Origin of the sequence: Patiriisocius sp. Uisw_017 (genome assembly GCF_047731265.1) — a bacterium.
Classification (GTDB): domain Bacteria; phylum Bacteroidota; class Bacteroidia; order Flavobacteriales; family Flavobacteriaceae; genus Patiriisocius.
Genome location: NZ_CP159835.1, coordinates 762,734 through 779,139, shown reverse-complemented (window position 1 = coordinate 779,139; position 16,406 = coordinate 762,734). Strand labels below are relative to the sequence as shown.

Sequence of the window (16,406 nt, the reverse complement as noted above, 5' to 3'; positions counted from 1 at the left end):
CTACTATGAAATATTTAATCTTATTATTATTGCTTACTGGTTTAGTGCATAGTTGTAATGAAAGTGATGATGAATTTAATCCTACACTACCTCTTATAACGCAAACGGGCGCAAATACCTTTGGCTGCTACGTAGATGGTGTGCTGGTTACTCCAAGAAATGGAGCTACTTCTACCTTAGGACCTGCTCGTGGAATGATTTTTAGTGGTAACCCCCCATCTTCAGAATTTGAATATAGTGAAATTAACGTGCAAGACTATAAAAGTAATGCAAAGGGAATTATAGATGTTCATATTCCTGACCTATCATTAAATGGAGAAGGCACTTATATAATTGAAGATAGTAATTGTTTAAAAGGTATTTTCGCAAACAACACTGTAAACATTCGTTGTTTAATACTTAAAGATTTAAGTCAACCATATACACAGTATTGTTCCATAGCTAATAGTGGAGAATTGTTTATTTCTCGCTATGATTTTGAAAATCGAATTATTTCAGGAACTTTTAGTTGTCAAGCTGTTAATCAAGAGGATTCATCTGATATTATAGAAATTACCCAAGGACGTTTTGATATTAAATGGGATGTTTTAAATACCAATATTATTGATTTCCCTTAGTTAAAAAAGGTGCCACGCCAATGACACCTCAAACATAATACATAAACCAAATTACCATATTGTTTCATCTATTAATACTTCAAAATTATGAGAAATTTTTTATTCTAGCTTATTCTTTTATCTTTTTTAACACACTTTAGTACACAAGCTCAAAACACGACCAAAATAGATAGTATGCTTGTTGATATTGACAAAACATCTTTTACATCGGGAGTTTTGTATGATAGGAGTGGTGCTTGGAGTAACCTTACTAGTTTTAACAGCAATGACAAACTAGCAAACAAAGTATTATTTGAACAAGCACTTCACGATCTATACAAAGCCTCTAATCAAGAAAAATTTATTGATTATAATACACTACGTGAGCATTATGTAGCAGACAATATATATTCTTCGGTAAATATTGGGGTGCTAAATGCCACTTATCATTGGTTAAATTATAATAAAGAGAATGAGCCAGAAGGTGCCTTAAAAGTGCAGAATGATAAATTTGAAAAAATTAACAATACCAAACCTTCTTTTGTTGAAAATCATACATTTATGGCTTCACCACTTAAGCAATATGTGAGAGGTAACACTATAAAGTATCTATTTGATAGCACCTTTTTAATTGAAGAGGTAGCCGGGAAAGAAATTGTAGAACTTGTTGCCAATTTTGATACCAATACAGACTATACATTAATGAGTAATGGCAATATTATTACTACTGAAATTAACATTACTTACGCAAGCGAAGGTTTTAAAACCCTAATATTTACAGCTACTTTTGCAGACGGCACTAGTAAAACTACACAAGCGGCAGTACACTCATTGCTAGCATATAGCCAGCCCTCTCAACCTTTGATTCAAGACTATAACATTACAGCGACAGATCCTTGGCTTGGATATAAAGGATATTTAGAATACCGTATATTTTACCATACTAATAATGGGAATAACCAAGCTACTTTATTAAAACCCATAGTAATAATTGACGGTTTTGACCCTGGCGATACGCGTAAAATTGAAGATAGCGATACTAGTTTGCCTCCAAATGAACACACATCTATGTACGATTTTATGTCTTTTGTTGATGCAAATGATAACGAAATATATTTAGTTGATGAATTAAATTTACAAGGCTATGATGTAGTCATTGTAAATCAACCCAACCATAGTATTTCCGCTAATAACAATACCCCCATAGATGGCGGCGCAGATTATATAGAGCGTAATGCTTTGGCGCATGTAGCTTTGTACGAAGAGTTGAATACTATTCTAGCACAAAACAATAGCAATGAAGAGTTAGTAATTGTAGGCCCTAGTATGGGTGGACAAATATCTAGATACGCTCTGGCGCATATGGAAAAGTAAGGCATGGATCATAATACGAGACTTTGGGTGAGTATAGATAGCCCACATCTTGGTGCAAATATTCCTATGGGTTTACAGTCTTTATTAAACCAAATAAAAGATGATGTGCCAGCTGCTAATGATTTTGTTGTAGACCAATTAGGATCGGTCGCTGCAAAACAACAACTTATTGAACAATTCCATAGTGCTAGTTCATACCAATTAAATACAAGCTATTTAGATGGAAAAACTGAGGAGCAAGGGTTTTTAGTAGATCGGGGGCATCCTTTTTATATAGAATATTACAACAACTTATTTACAAATGGATTAGCTGAAAGTAAGGGGTATCCACAAAATTTACGTAAAATCGCCTTAGTAAACGGAGCTTTAAAAAACACCAAGGTTTATTACAATCCTTTTACTGCACAGCTAGACAATTATATCAATAATGGTGAAATAGGCTTTAATGTAAGAGGCTTTCAAACATTTTGTACTCCTTGGCCTTTTTGTTGGGATGAACATGTTGCAAGTTTAGAAGCCTATACGATGCCTAGTTTAAATGAAAATTTAAGGATATCAAAGTATAAAAATGGATTTTCAAATATATCTCTTCGTATCACTAATATAAATTCAAGAGGGAATATGGATAATGTTCAGGGTGGTTGGTTTCCTGGATTTAACGAATTGGCAAAATCGGTAGAAGGTAATGATGACCCGTTTCCATACATCTCTAGTCCTTTTTGGTCTTGGCATACACTCTCTCTAAGCAATGTATGGGCATTATTGTCAGATTTATTAGGGGGTGCAGAATTATCTCTTTATAATAACGAACATGTGAATTCTTTTATTCCTACGTTTAGCTCTTTAGGATTTTACCAACCAGAAACTGTTTGGTCAGAAAATTTAGATCGTGATCTTACCTGTACCAATGAAATTCCTTTCGATACATATTTTGGTCCAGAAAATAATGAGCAACACACTTCATTTACACAAGAGAGTGTGGATTGGTTGCTAGAAGAACTTGCAGGTAATGAGCAGCTCCCTACAGTTTATAAAACTAATAATGCAGATTTTGTAACGGGTTCAAATAGAATTTGTCTTAATGATAATGCCTTTTTTAATTTTATTGATTTGTGTCCTGTCAACGAAGGAGTAACTTGGGAGGTTTCTTCAAATTTAGAAATTGTAGTAGGTGGTTGGGATTATCTTTTAGTAGAGCCTCAAGACGGTTTAGGAGAATTCTATAGTAATAGCGGTTATGTACGGGCTATTTTGGATGGTGTTGTATATCAACGAAATATCTGGGTAGGTATTCCAGATTCTGAACAAAATTCTATAACTGGATCAGATCATGTACACGTTGGCTCAACCAATGATTATGAGGTGGAGCCAATTAGCGGTGCAGATTATTACAGGTGGAGTTTGCCTGCGCCTTTCGATCCTGATTTTGACATAGTACCAATTATTGACCCTACGAGTGATAATTGGCAAATAAAAGAACAATTTAGTCAATCTCGACATTTAGATGATGTTTTTTCAGGTAATGCGGGTCATGAAGGTCATGTTGAAGCTTGGGGGGTAAGTGCATGTGGAGAAAGCAGATACAGCCAAGAAATGTATGTGACTCAATATAATGGTGGGCCTTGTGTAACTTGCTATGATCCTATACAAATCGTACCAATACCAAACTCAGCTAATCAAGAATTTAAGTTGCATTTTGAGGAGCATCCACCTGGTACTTATTACATTTATATCTATGATGCGAATTCTATTATTAAATATCAAGGTCAAACCACAAATGTTGAAAAAACAATCAATACAGAAAATCTGCCAAATGGCACCTATTTTTTACATGTATATGATGGTGATAGTGTAAAATCACAGCAATTACTTGTTCAACATTAAGAAAAATAAGATTCTATGTTGATTTGAATGGGTAAGTTAAAAATTTCACCTTTATGCTATGTCAAATTCACAAGAGATTTTTGCAATAGCTTTGGGTTTAGAATTACCTTGGTGCATCAAAGAAGTTAAGTTCAATAAAGCGGAATCCCGTTTAGATATTCATTTAGGTTTTGCTAAAGGTTAAACGTTTAAATCAGTTGATGGTAATTCATATACTGCTTATGATACTGTTGCCCGTACTTGGCAGCACTTAAATTTCTTTCAGCATCATTGTTATTTACAGGCTAAAGTCCCCAGAGTAGAGCAAAAAGACGGTAAGGTCATTACTCAACTTGTTCCTTGGGCAAGAGCACAGAGCGGTTTTACATTACTCTTTGAAGCTTTTTCTATGTTACTTATAGAGAATGAGATGCCAATAAATAAAGCGGCTAAAATTTTAGGTATTTACCCCAATAAGATCTGGACATTTTTTAATTATTGGATCTCTAGAGCACACAGTGCAGATACAATAGATTTGTTAGAACAAGTAGGTTTTGATGAAACCTCTACACGCAAAGGACATCACTATGTGACGACCATGGTTGATTTGAACGAGCGCAGAGTGCTATATGCATTTCAAGGCAAGGATTCTGACTGTATTAGGAAAAGGGTGGTATATCTCGAAGAAAAAGAGGTAGATGTCAATAAGGTTAAACAAGTTTGTATAGACATCTCGCCCGCATTCAAAATCTGGCTGCAACAACTATTTACCAGATGCCGACATTACATTTGATAAATTTCACGTTGTGAAAGAAGTCAATAAGGCAATGGACGAACTTAGAAAACTTGAAAGGCGAGGTAATGAGCTATTAAAGGGACACAAATACACTTTACTTAACAGTAATCTGACCCCAAAAATTAAAGAGGAAAGAGGCTTGCTTTTAGAGTGCTATCCGCCTCTGGCTGAAGGTTATAGGTTAAAACAATTGTTTACAGAATTCTGGGAACTCAAAGATAAACAAGAGGCGGAGGGATGTTTGGCTTTTTGGTGTGATATAGCAGAAGAATCAAAGAGACAGCTCTTTATGAAGGGTGCAAGAACCATAAGAGCACACTGGACAGGCATTATAAACTATATTGAAAGTAGAATAAACAACGGAATTTTAGAAGGGCTAAATTCAAAAATTCAACGAGCCAAAAAAAGAGCAAGAGGATATGCTAATACCAAGAACTTTATTAATATGATTTATTTTATCTTCGGAAAACTTAAATTTGATTACCCACTGTATTTAACATAGAGCCAAAAATAATTAAGTTTTATTTAAATTTTACTCATTACTCATTACTCATTAATTAGTAATTATAATCGAGTTACCAGCTTTTTCAACTCTATAAGCTTGCATAGGGAATAGTTCAGCATTGGTTTGGTGCTGTCCAGTAAAGATATCATAACTATTTTCATCAGTGTCACAAGGGCAGCTTGCTAGAATTCCGTTTACGTCCATTCTTGAACAAGTATTGGGTATGTGATTAGGGTCACTTAGCTCAAATGCAGTATAAAGATCATTGTTTACATTGTACACTACAACTCCTTTTATACCTCGCTGGCTAATAATCACATTGTTTCCCGGAAAATTGAGTCCATTATATTCTGGGAGGCTCAAATCAAGAGATATGTTTATTGGTGGATCAAATAAAAAGGGGTTGTCTCGGTTTACTGCATTATCATCAGAATCGCAAGAGAATAGAGAAATAGTCAAACAAAATAGAAGCGCAATTTTTTTCATATTAGTAAGGGTAATTATCATTTGCAAAAGTACAAAAAAGTACCTAACAAGTTATTTTTTAGTATATTTGTATAAGAGAAATCCCGTCGTGTATGGGATTTTCGCATTCCTGCCCTCTTTGAGTTGTCTCAAAAGTAATCGGTAGGATTTTTAAAATGTGATAGGAACAATGCCGAAATTACACTTCATTAAAACGAAATTAAAATGAGTAAAGTATCATACTATACACTAGAAGGATTAAAAAAATTAAAAGAAGAACTCAATCAGCTAAAAGACGTTGAACGTCCAGGGGCATCTAATGCAATTGCTGAAGCTCGTGATAAAGGAGATTTGAGTGAAAATGCAGAATACGACGCAGCAAAAGAAGCACAAGGAATGTTAGAAATGCGCATTTCAAAATTAGAACAAGTGGTGGCAAATGCTCGTGTAATTGATGAGTCTCAACTAGATGTTTCAAAAGTGCTTATACATTCTACCGTAAAAATTAAAAATCAGGTTAATGGAATGGAGATGACTTATAAATTAGTCGCACAAACCGAAGCAGATTTAAAAACAGGAAAAATCTCTATAGATTCTCCTATTGGGAAAGGGTTATTGGGTTCTGAAGTTGGTGATTTAGCAGATATTGTAGTGCCCAATGGAACTTTAAAATTTGAAGTGCTAGAAATTTCAAGAGATTAAAAAATGGCCTCTATTTTTACAAAAATTATCGATGGTAAAATTCCCTGCTATAAAGTTGCTGAGGATGAAAACCATATTGCTTTTTTAGACATTAATCCCAATGCCAAAGGGCATACGCTTTGTATTCCAAAAATAGAAGTAAACAAAATATTTGATTTGAACTCGGATCAATACCTTTTGTTAATGGAATTTAGTCGTAAAGTGGCATTGGCACTAGAGGAAACAATTTCTTGTAAACGCGTAGGAATGAGTGTTATTGGATTGGAAGTACCTCATGTTCACGTTCATTTAATTCCTTTAAACGATATGAAAGAGATGACATTTCAAAACAAAGTTACAATGGATGATCAAGCTTTCAAGGCATTAGCGAAAGACATTGCAGCTGCGATTTCTTTATAATTTTTGCAATAAAATAGATACGCTGATTCCTATTATTGCAATCCCAATAAATACAACTAAGAAGCCAATTGTTGTAAGTTTTATGGCCCCTTTTTTTGACATAACCTGTTTTTTATTGTAGTCATAGACACGGTCTATATCATCGCCCCAATTAACAGGGTATATGATATTCTTACAACTGTGACAAAACAGTTTTTCTTCTATATCTTTTGAAGCAGATGTATACAGTTTTTTAACCGTCTGGTTTTGTGAAAAAATAAACTCTAAGCCATCATTGGCAAAACATTCTGGGCAATTGTTTTTAATACGTGCCTTATGAAGTGTATGATTAGTGGTCATTGATTTTCTATTTTTTTTAGAGAAATAACAATGGTGGTGCCTTTTCCTAGTGTACTTTTTAAAACACGAATTTTCCCATTGTGATATGCTACTATAATTCTTTTTGCTAAAGATAGTCCTAATCCCCAACCTCTCTTTTTTGTAGTAAAACCTGGGTTAAATATTCTTTTTTGATCTTTCTTCTTGATTCCTTTTCCTGTATCTGAAATATAAATAAGGGCATTTTTACCAGCATTTTCAACCCGAACTTCAATGGTTCCTTTTCCTTTCATCGCATCGATTCCATTTTTTACAAGGTTCTCAATAGTCCATCCAAAAAGTTGTGGATTTAAATCCACAAAGAGGGGCTCCTTAGGGGTAGATATTTCAAAATTTATTAATCTCGAACTTCGGCTTTTTAAGTAGTCATAAGCTTCCTTGGTTTCTTGTACCAAGTCTTTTTGCTCCAATTTTGGAATAGAGCCTACTTTCGAAAAACGATCTGTAATTGTTTCTAGTCGGGTAATATCTTTCAGCATTTCAGTCACATAGCTTTGGTCAATATTTTCAGTTTTTAGGATTTCAGTCCAACCTAATAAAGAAGATAATGGGGTGCCAATTTGATGTGCGGTTTCTTTTGCCATCCCAGCCCATAATTTGTTCTGTACAGCGCTTTTTGCAGTTTCGTTAAAGTAGTATATAGCGGCAATAAATAAGATAAGAATTACGATTAAAATTGCCGGATAGTATTTTAGTTTATTAATGAGTGGTGAATTTCCATAGTAAATAGTAGACAGTTGATTATTTTCAAAAGTAGTAATAATAGGATTATATTCAGTTTCAAACTGGGAGATGATCGCATCTCGTTTTTTTTTGTCATTTATAGAAATAGAATCCATGTTTCTACTATCATAAGAGTCTTCTTTATGACTGTATAAGATCATGGGTGTGGTGGTGTTGCCCTGTATTATAGTTAATGAAACGTCGCTAACATCTGAATTTATGTCTATAGATGCAGACGCAACATCCAATTGCGCTTCTGCCCAAATTTGCATTTTTGCACGTTCGTTTTCTTTCAACTGGTTAAAGAATACCAATGTGTTATATAAGATGAGACTTATAATAATTGCCGAAGCAGAAATAAAAACCCATCGCGTTAAGGAACTGTATTGCTGCATAAATTTAATTGCCTATTGATTGTTAAATATAATGCTAAAATGTTAATATTATTGTGCGTTCAAGTTTTAAAGAGGGCAAGGCATTCACTATATTTACCCTATGATTACAATAGATCCAGCTGAAGTAAAAACAGCCAAGCTCCACGGGTATATGTTAGGGGCCGTTGCTCCAAGGCCTATTGCTTTTGCAAGCACCATCTCTAAGGACGGTGTTGTAAATTTATCTCCATTTAGTTTTTTTAATGTGTTTAGTGCCAATCCACCAATTATGATTTTTTCTCCTGCTCGCAGAGTTCGAGATAATACCACTAAGCATACCTTAGAAAATGTAATTGAAACTAAAGAAGTAGTTATTAATATTTGCAATTATGCCATGGTGCAGCAAATGTCTTTGTCTTCTACTGAATATGCTAAGGAGGTAAACGAGTTTAAAAAGGCAGGTTTTACCGAACTTGCTTCGGAAGCGATAAAGCCACCAAGAGTTGCTGAAGCACCAGTACAATTTGAATGCAAAGTAAACGAAGTGATAGCTTTGGGAACAGAAGGAGGAGCTGGTAATTTGGTGATTTGTGAAGTGCTTAAAGTTCATATAGACGAAAAAATTTTAGATGCCGAAGGAAAAATCGATCCTGAAAAATTAGATCCAGTATCAAGATTAGGAGGAAATTGGTATGGCCGTTCAAAAGAGGGGCTTTTTGAAGTGCCAAAACCATTAGTAACATTAGGAATTGGGATAGACCAATTACCAGCGTCTTTAAAAAATAATGACATTTTAACGGGCAATGACTTAGCCATGCTTGCTAATGTTGAAACACTACCTGTAAATATCAAAAACGGGATTGACACAAGTGAAGCAATCTTAGAAAAGGCACAAAAATTGCTGTTATTAGGTGACGTAGAAGCTGCCTGGAATACACTTATTAGAGAATAAATTTTCTGAAGGGAATTAAAACACTAACTATTTATTAATTTAACAAAGATTGCCATTAACGCAAAAAACAAAGCGTACGGTGGAAAAATGAACATTATGGAAGTACAAGGAAAAGTAAAATTAGTCGGAGAAACGCAAACTTTTGGAAGCAACGGTTTTAGAAAAAGAGAATTAGTAGTCACAACAGAAGAGCAGTACCCTCAACATATTATGATTGAGTTTGTTCAAGACAAAACAGATCTTTTAAACAGCTATGCTCCAGATCAGGAAGTAAAAGTGAGTATTAATTTGAGAGGTCGTGAGTGGTTAGATCCTAAGACAAATACAACTAAATATTTTAATTCTATCCAAGGATGGAGAATTGAGGCAGTAGGTCAAGCTGCAGCAGCAGGAGGGGATTTACCACCAATGCCGCCAGCAGATGTCTTTGAACCAGCAACAGATCTAAATCAAGAAGATAACGATGATTTGCCGTTCTAATGAAATAAGATATAGCGCATAAATTTGCGCAATAAAACGAATCCCGTTATAAAACTTTATAACGGGATTTTTATTTTCCTATTTTTACGCTATGGGAATTACAACAACAATAGAATCATTTTTCAAAAAAGTACTCCCATCACCTTTTGTGATTACAGTATTATTGACGCTCCTCACTATTTTTATAGCATTCTTTTTTACGGAAGCTCCAACAAAAAAAAACCATTTTCTGACCATACTTTCCTATTGGGAAAGCGGGATTTGGAATAACAATTTACTGGTTTTTGCATATCAAATGATGCTCATCCTAGTTCTGGGACATATTCTAGTCCTAAGTAAACCTTTGGATGCGCTTATTATGAAATTAATAAGCGGGGTAACAAACACAGGAAATGCGTTTCTACTGGTAAGTGTTGCAACACTATTAGTTTCTTTTTTTAATTGGGGACTGGGTTTAATTTTTGTCGCGATCTTGGCACGAAAGGTTGCTGGATCTGCGCAGTTAAGAGGCTTCAAAATTAACTGTCTATTAGTAGGGGCTTCTGGATATGTAGGCTTAATGATCTGGCATGGAGGCATAAGTGGTTCTGTACCTTTAAAAGTAGCTGAAAGGGTTCACCTTGCTAGCTTAATGAGTGTTGTGAGTACTCCAGAATTGATAGCTCAAGTTCCAGATAGCATCGCTTTTGACCAAACAGTTTCTAGTAGTTTTAATTTGATGCTTTTTTCGATTTTGTTGATTTTAATTCCTGCTGTTCTCTACTTTATAGGCAAGAGGGTTGGTGTGACCCCAGCGAATCTATCTGTTTATAAAAACCCAATACAAACAACCCAAAACGCATCGGGTACTGAAAAATTAGATACCTCAAACATTCTTGGAATTGGTTTTGGGACTTTAGTTTTAGCAGCATTTTTCTATCAATATTTTAACGCTATTGGTTCTTTAGCCATTACTCCCAATTTATTGAACTTTTTTGTGTTGGGGCTGGCTTTAGTACTACATAAAAATTTTGCAAGCTTTTTAAGTGCACACTTCGAATCGATTAAAGGGGCTAGTGGTATTTTAATTCAGTTTCCATTGTATTTTGGTATTATGGGGATTATGAAAAAAAGTGGTAGGGTCGTTCAAATTTCAGATTTCTTTGTTTCTATTGCTACAACGCGAACGTTGCCTATTTTAACATCTTTTAGCGCTGGACTTGCTAATATTTTTGTGCCGAGCGATGGAGGACAATCGGCAATTCAAGGCCCCATCGTTATAGAGTCGGCTTTAAAGTTAGGGGTTCCGTTGCCTAAAATGATTTTAGCACTGTCTTACGGAGATCAAATTACAAATATGCTTCAACCTTTTTGGGCATTGCCCCTATTAGGAATAACACCACTAAAAGCGCGGGAAATTTTACCCTATATACTAGTTTTAATGCTAGTGGGTGTCTTCGTTTTTGTAACAGGATTACTTTTATTTTAATGTATTTATTAAACCACACACTTTGGTTTCCAAATCAGAAAAATGCAAATGAAGACGGTATTCTTGCAATAGGAGGAGACCTGTCTATACAGCGACTTCAGTTAGCTTATGAATCGGGTATTTTTCCATGGTTTTCTGAGGGCGAACCTATTATTTGGTGGTCACCAGACCCAAGAATGGTGCTTTTCCCTTCAGAATTTAAAGTTTCAAAATCATTAAGGAGAACCATTGCAAAAACGACATTTAAGATCACTTTTAATGAGGCGTTTGAGGAAGTAATTACTAGCTGTGCAGAAATAAGAAGAGAAGGTCAAGGTGGTACTTGGATTACATCAGAAATGAAAGATGCTTATGTCGCGCTTCATAAGAAAGGCATTGCACAGTCTGTTGAAGTTTGGGAAGAAGACAAAATAGTAGGAGGGATTTACGGGATTAAATTAGAAAAACAGAAGGTGTTTTGTGGAGAAAGTATGTTTGCAAAAAAAAGTGATGCATCTAAAATTGGATTGTATTTTTTGGTGGAACAATTAAAACAGGCCAATTATAAACTTATTGACTGTCAGGTATACACTCCACATTTAGAAGGTTTGGGTGCGAGAGAAATAGCTCGTGATGATTTCTTATATATTTTAAATTCTAAGCGTTAAAGTTTTGTTTTTTCTCATAAAAATCACTTTTCTATGTAAGAAAAGGCATAATTTTGAGATATTTAGATTCAATTATTAAACGAATGTTATGTCTCAGAAATTCACTAATGCCTTTCTAATCCTTTTTTCAACGATACTGTTTGGACAACAGCCTCTACCCAATAACCTTACCGAAGAAGAACGCAGTATAATTTCAGATTTTCAGTTCACGAGCACCCGTATGACTCCACCACCTTCAGTTCCTGTTAGAGCAGCAGCAGAGTGGGAAGAGATTGAATATCTAGTGATAACTTGGGAAAATAATTTTCAAGGTATTTTAAGACAAATAGTGGCTGCTGGAGTTGAGGAATGTACCGTCATAATAACCACGCAAAATGAAAACAGTGTGGCAAATTATTTAACAGCTGGTGGTGTAGATTTGACCAATGTTATTTTTATGGATGCAGATTGGGATAGTATTTGGATTCGTGATTATTCAGGGAATACAGTGTATGAGAACGAAGTTGAAGACAGAGCAATTGTAGATTGGATATACAACCGTCCAAGACCCAATGATAATCTTGTGCCTTCTGCACATGCAGCGCTTACTGGAATTCCACTTTATGTAACAGATAGTGCTCCCAATGATCTAGTAAATACAGGGGGAAATTATATGAGTGATGGGCTTGGAAATGCATTTGCTTCAGAATTGATTCTAGAAGAAAATGAGGCAGGAAATCCATACGGTGTTTCCGCTAAAACCGAAACACAGATTGACCAAATCATGGAAGATTATATGGGGATTCAAAATTATATTAAAATGACAGCTTTGCCTTTTGATGTAATTAACCACATAGATATGCATATGAAATTGCTTGATGAAGAGACGTTGTTGGTGAGCAGATATCCAACTGGTGTTGCAGATGGACCACAAATAGAAGAAAATATAGAGTATGTCTTAAGTAATTTTAACTCTCCATTTGGCACTCCTTACAATGTGGAATGGATTGATGCGCCACCAAGCACATCTGGACTGTATCCAGACCAAGGCGGTTTTTATCGCACATTTACGAATGCTATTTTTGTTAATAAAACAATATTACTCCCAATATATAGGCAAGAAGTTGATGACGCAGCGATTGCTCAATGGCAAGAATTAATGCCAGGATATACTATTGTAGGTATCGATGTAGATAACCCAGGGGAAAATTTAATTTCTCAAGTAGGAGCCATACATTGTATCACACATTCTATAGGTGTTGCAGATCCTTTGTGGATTGTACACCAACCGGTTGCACAAAGTATTGAAAATAATTTGGTTACCATAGAGGCAAGTGTAAAACACCGTTCTGGTATTGGTACGGCTACTGTTTTTTATAGAGATGAAGGAGCCACAAATTATACTCAAGCGGCAATGACATCCACTGGAAACGATATTTGGACTGTTGATATTCCAGTAGCAGAGGATAACGTGCAATATTATATAAGAGGCGAAGCGAATTCTGGAAAAACACTAAACCGCCCAATTGTTGCTCCAGAAGGTTATTGGACAATAGAAGTAGTTGATGAATTAGGGACAGAAGATTTTAGTATAAATCCTATTTCAGGACCTTATCCTAATCCTACAAATGGCGAAGTTTCTTTTAAAATGAATCAATTACAAGGAAATGTAGCAGTTACTATCCATAATATGTTAGGGCAAAAGTTGTTTAGTCAAAATATCGAACAAGGAAAGGGTACTATTAAATTGCAATTAAAAGACAATTGGAAAGGCACTTTATTTGCAACGTTCACTGGTGATTTTGGAAAAGTTACAAAAAAAATCATCAAGTGGTAACATCGTAAATATGATAGCAAGAAAGCCGCTTTAAATGGGGTTTCTTTGCTAATATATTTATCTAAACCTCACTATATCTATAGCAATAGGTGGCGTGATCGTTTACTATACCCGTTGCTTGTAAGTAGGCATAAATTACGGTTGTTCCTACAAATTTAAAGCCTCTTTTCTTTAAGTCCTTGCTTATTTTATCACTTAATGCAGTATTAGCGGGAGTTTCTCTCATAGATTTAAACCCATTTTTTATCGGTTTTCCATCTACAAAGCTCCACAGATAGTTGCTAAAAGTCTCGAACTCTTCTTGGATTTTAATAAAGTTTTGAGCATTTGTTACAGCACTATTCACTTTTAATTTGTTTCTAATAATACCCGCGTCCTGCAATAGGCGATCAATTATCTCTTGATTGTAGGTAGCTATTTTTTTGTAGTCAAAATGATCAAATACATTTCTGAAATTTTCTCGTTTCCTCAATATAGTAATCCAACTCAATCCCGCTTGAAATGTTTCAAGAATCAAGAATTCAAATAGAACAGCATCATCATATACTGGAACGCCCCACTCTGTGTCGTGATATGCAATGTATAAGGGGTCATTTCCACACCATTCGCATCTTCTTTTATTCATGTTTCGAAAATATTTATTTGACACTTACAATTTAAATTAAACTGTATTTTTGCATCATACTTAGCATTTTAAAGATAGTAAGTTTAAAGAATTATTTACGTCAAAGTCATAATGAAAACAGAAACGACACTTTTAGAAGATAAAACTACATTGTTAAATAAGGCATTAGAAAACGCTATGTCCTATGAGGAATATAGAACGCTAACTATTGGCTTGACCGCAGAAACTAAAACAACAGGCTCTCATCAAACAGAAGCATTAATCAACTACACCAAGTTAAACGATGCGCGTATGCGCAGATTGGATAAAACCACAAAAATTTCTGAAGAAGCAACTAGGCTCTTTTTAAATTATAGTAAAAAAGTAACTTGGTTAGTATTAACTGAAAGTTGGTGTGGTGACGCTGCGCAATCTATGCCTGTGATTAATAAGTTGGCTAATGTAGCACAAAACGTAAGCTATAAAGTAGTGCTTAGAGATGAACATCCAGCACTTATGCAACATTTTCTAACAAATGGTGGAATGTCTATTCCTAAGTTGATTGCCATAGACGATGCTTCTAAAATTGTGCTAGGCCATTGGGGTCCAAGGCCTACGGAGGCAACAAAAATGGTAACAGACCACAAACAAAAACACGGTACAATAACACCAGAATTTAAACAAGAATTACAAGTTTGGTACACTAAAGACAAAGGTGTTTCTATCGTTGAAGACATAGAAAAAATTCTTAAATAATTTTAATACTGGCCCGGGAAGACATAGGTAATGATCCCATGTTGCTTTTCTTTTGAAACGGTATTAAATCGTGATTTTAAGGCATATGAAATGGCACTGTCTATCAAGCACCTATTAGTGGTGTTAGAGGCTGCCTTATTATAATTTGTTTTAGTAATCCTGCCCGTTGCGCTCACGACTATATTAATAACTACTTTCCCGCCTCGTTCACAGGTATAAACAGGATTTGGGAGACTCATTGCATTGCGATTTTTAAGACTGTATCGTATGGTGGTTTTTCGGTTAGAACCCTTTTTTGTATTTGAAGTAACTTTCTTGTTTTGAGAACGCTTTCTTTCTTCGTTTTTTAACCGCTCTTTTATGGCAGCTAAAGCATTTTTTGTAGCATCGCTTATATCTATAGCAGGAGCTTCTATAAATTGGTTTTGCAGTGGTTCCTCAGATAATAAATCCTGTTCGTTTTCACTTTTCCGAATAAACTCTTCTGCTTCATTATAAGCGCGGTTGGTTTCAATTCTGATCTTATCTTTTTGTATGTTTTTAGCCAATTCTTGTGTTTCCTCTTCCTCAAATTCAGCATATTCCACTGGAACATTTTCAAACGATTCCGGTATTTCCGAAGAAATATTAATGCTCCAAAGCGCTAGTAAAAGGATTCCAAAAAGGAGACTCGTTATTAAAAATGCGCGGTATGAATAATTGAAGTTCATAAGGACAAGGTCGTAAATTCTATGCAGAAATACGAAACAGAAATGCTTTTATGATTTATTTAAGGGTGTGAACATTGCTATATAATCGTCTAACGAAAGCGCATCTTCAACAGAGAATTCTCCAATTTTGCTTCGTCGTAGTGCAGAGAGATGTCCTCCATTGTTCAACGCTTTTCCAAAATCATGTGCTAATGATCGTATGTAAGTTCCTTTACTAGAAGCAACCCTAAAATGCACATAAGGCATCTCAATTGAGGTAATTTCAAATGCTGAAATCGTTATTTCTCGGGTAGGAATTTCAACATCTTCACCAGCACGTGCGTATTCATACAATCGTTTTCCTCCTTTTTTTAAAGCTGAAAAGACAGGTGGTTTTTGCTGAATCACACCAATAAATTGAGTGGTTGCCTCGTGAATTTCACTTTCAGTAATTCCAGAAGTATCAAAAGTTTCATCAATTTCAGTTTCTAAATCATAGCTGGGCGTAGTGCCGCCCAAGGTAATTGTACCCGTATATTCTTTGTGTTGTGCCTGATAGGTATCTATCTTTTTTGTGAATTTACCAGTGCACAAAATTAGCAAACCTGTTGCCAATGGGTCCAGTGTTCCAGCGTGTCCCACTTTAATTTTTTTAATGTCAAAATGCTGCCTAATACTCCAACGAATTTTATTTACTACTTGAAAAGAGGTCCACTCTAAAGGCTTGTCAATAAGTAAAACCTGACCAGTTAGAAAGTCTTCTTTTTGAAGTTCGTTGAGGTTCATTTGGTTTAGTGTTATTTTAATATTTTTTAATAG

General features: G+C 35.1%; 20 protein-coding genes. 14 read left to right on the top strand and 6 right to left on the bottom strand.

The features are described from left to right. The first annotated feature begins 5 nt into the window (after positions 1-5). From ABXT67_RS03520 to ABXT67_RS03495, 6 genes are all read left to right on the top strand, one after another. Complete coding sequence (locus ABXT67_RS03520) at positions 6-617, top strand: hypothetical protein (protein WP_415375905.1); 612 nt, start codon at positions 6-8, stop codon at positions 615-617. A 174-nt stretch (positions 618-791) separates the two neighbouring features. Continuing rightward, the gene (locus tag ABXT67_RS03515; protein WP_415375904.1) at positions 792-1,970 is read left to right on the top strand and encodes an esterase/lipase family protein; all 1,179 of its coding nucleotides are present in this window, start codon (positions 792-794) and stop codon (positions 1,968-1,970) included. Positions 1,971-1,973: 3 nt separating this feature from the next. Then, positions 1,974-3,854 carry a T9SS type A sorting domain-containing protein gene (locus ABXT67_RS03510; RefSeq protein WP_415375903.1) on the top strand — a complete coding sequence of 627 codons (1,881 nt, stop codon included), beginning with the start codon at positions 1,974-1,976 and terminating at the stop codon, positions 3,852-3,854. Between the two features lie 58 nt (positions 3,855-3,912). Then, the gene (locus tag ABXT67_RS03505) at positions 3,913-4,038 is read left to right on the top strand and encodes a hypothetical protein (protein ID WP_415375902.1); all 126 of its coding nucleotides are present in this window, start codon (positions 3,913-3,915) and stop codon (positions 4,036-4,038) included. A gap of 204 nt (positions 4,039-4,242) precedes the next feature. Continuing rightward, on the top strand, positions 4,243-4,626 hold the full coding sequence (locus tag ABXT67_RS03500) for a transposase (RefSeq protein ID WP_415375901.1): 384 nt from the start codon (positions 4,243-4,245) through the stop codon (positions 4,624-4,626). A 13-nt stretch (positions 4,627-4,639) separates the two neighbouring features. Then, entirely contained in the window at positions 4,640-5,131 is a 492-nt protein-coding gene (locus ABXT67_RS03495; RefSeq protein ID WP_415375900.1) for an ISL3 family transposase, read from the top strand. A 51-nt stretch (positions 5,132-5,182) separates the two neighbouring features. On the opposite strand, the gene ABXT67_RS03490 is transcribed toward ABXT67_RS03495, so the two are convergent. After that, positions 5,183-5,620, bottom strand: coding sequence for a hypothetical protein (locus ABXT67_RS03490; RefSeq protein WP_415375899.1), 438 nt, complete (start codon positions 5,618-5,620; stop codon positions 5,183-5,185). A 204-nt stretch (positions 5,621-5,824) separates the two neighbouring features. On the opposite strand from ABXT67_RS03490, the gene greA reads away from it, so the two are divergent. Next, positions 5,825-6,301 carry a transcription elongation factor GreA gene (gene greA, locus ABXT67_RS03485; protein ID WP_415375898.1) on the top strand — a complete coding sequence of 159 codons (477 nt, stop codon included), beginning with the start codon at positions 5,825-5,827 and terminating at the stop codon, positions 6,299-6,301. A 3-nt stretch (positions 6,302-6,304) separates the two neighbouring features. After that, entirely contained in the window at positions 6,305-6,700 is a 396-nt protein-coding gene (locus ABXT67_RS03480; RefSeq protein ID WP_415375897.1) for an HIT family protein, read from the top strand. Here ABXT67_RS03480 and ABXT67_RS03475 read toward each other — a convergent pair. Together ABXT67_RS03475 and ABXT67_RS03470 are read right to left on the bottom strand one after the other, a co-directional pair. After that, a complete protein-coding gene (locus tag ABXT67_RS03475) occupies positions 6,695-7,039 on the bottom strand; it encodes a hypothetical protein (RefSeq protein WP_415375896.1) in 345 nt (114 codons plus the stop codon). The two genes, ABXT67_RS03480 and ABXT67_RS03475, sit on opposite strands and share 6 nt — an antisense overlap. After that, entirely contained in the window at positions 7,036-8,196 is a 1,161-nt protein-coding gene (locus ABXT67_RS03470) for a sensor histidine kinase (RefSeq protein WP_415375895.1), read from the bottom strand. The genes ABXT67_RS03475 and ABXT67_RS03470 overlap by 4 nt, the downstream gene beginning before the upstream one ends. A 100-nt stretch (positions 8,197-8,296) precedes the next feature. Between ABXT67_RS03470 and ABXT67_RS03465 the strand changes: the two genes are divergently transcribed. The 5 genes from ABXT67_RS03465 (at position 8,297) to ABXT67_RS03445 (ending at position 13,538) form a co-directional block, all read left to right on the top strand. After that, entirely contained in the window at positions 8,297-9,127 is an 831-nt protein-coding gene (locus ABXT67_RS03465; protein ID WP_415375894.1) for a flavin reductase family protein, read from the top strand. Positions 9,128-9,223: 96 nt separating this feature from the next. Then, the gene (locus ABXT67_RS03460; RefSeq protein WP_415375893.1) at positions 9,224-9,607 is read left to right on the top strand and encodes a DUF3127 domain-containing protein; all 384 of its coding nucleotides are present in this window, start codon (positions 9,224-9,226) and stop codon (positions 9,605-9,607) included. Between the two features lie 91 nt (positions 9,608-9,698). Then, complete coding sequence (locus ABXT67_RS03455; RefSeq protein WP_415375892.1) at positions 9,699-11,075, top strand: TIGR00366 family protein; 1,377 nt, start codon at positions 9,699-9,701, stop codon at positions 11,073-11,075. After that, positions 11,075-11,722 carry a leucyl/phenylalanyl-tRNA--protein transferase gene (gene aat / locus ABXT67_RS03450; protein ID WP_415375891.1) on the top strand — a complete coding sequence of 216 codons (648 nt, stop codon included), beginning with the start codon at positions 11,075-11,077 and terminating at the stop codon, positions 11,720-11,722. Before ABXT67_RS03455 ends, aat begins: the two co-directional genes overlap by 1 nt. An 88-nt stretch (positions 11,723-11,810) precedes the next feature. After that, positions 11,811-13,538, top strand: a complete 1,728-nt coding sequence (locus ABXT67_RS03445) for an agmatine deiminase family protein (protein WP_415375890.1) — start codon at positions 11,811-11,813, stop codon at positions 13,536-13,538. Between the two features lie 61 nt (positions 13,539-13,599). Here the strand turns inward: ABXT67_RS03445 and ABXT67_RS03440 are convergent, their stop codons facing one another. Further along, entirely contained in the window at positions 13,600-14,163 is a 564-nt protein-coding gene (locus tag ABXT67_RS03440) for a DNA-3-methyladenine glycosylase I (protein WP_415375889.1), read from the bottom strand. Positions 14,164-14,274: 111 nt separating this feature from the next. On the opposite strand from ABXT67_RS03440, the gene ABXT67_RS03435 reads away from it, so the two are divergent. Then, positions 14,275-14,898 carry a thioredoxin family protein gene (locus ABXT67_RS03435; protein ID WP_415375888.1) on the top strand — a complete coding sequence of 208 codons (624 nt, stop codon included), beginning with the start codon at positions 14,275-14,277 and terminating at the stop codon, positions 14,896-14,898. 2 nt (positions 14,899-14,900) lie between these two features. Here the strand turns inward: ABXT67_RS03435 and ABXT67_RS03430 are convergent, their stop codons facing one another. Beyond that, entirely contained in the window at positions 14,901-15,608 is a 708-nt protein-coding gene (locus ABXT67_RS03430) for a hypothetical protein (protein ID WP_415375887.1), read from the bottom strand. Positions 15,609-15,656: 48 nt separating this feature from the next. Then, on the bottom strand, positions 15,657-16,373 hold the full coding sequence (gene truB, locus ABXT67_RS03425; protein ID WP_415375886.1) for a tRNA pseudouridine(55) synthase TruB: 717 nt from the start codon (positions 16,371-16,373) through the stop codon (positions 15,657-15,659). Between the last annotated feature and the right edge of the window lie 33 nt (positions 16,374-16,406).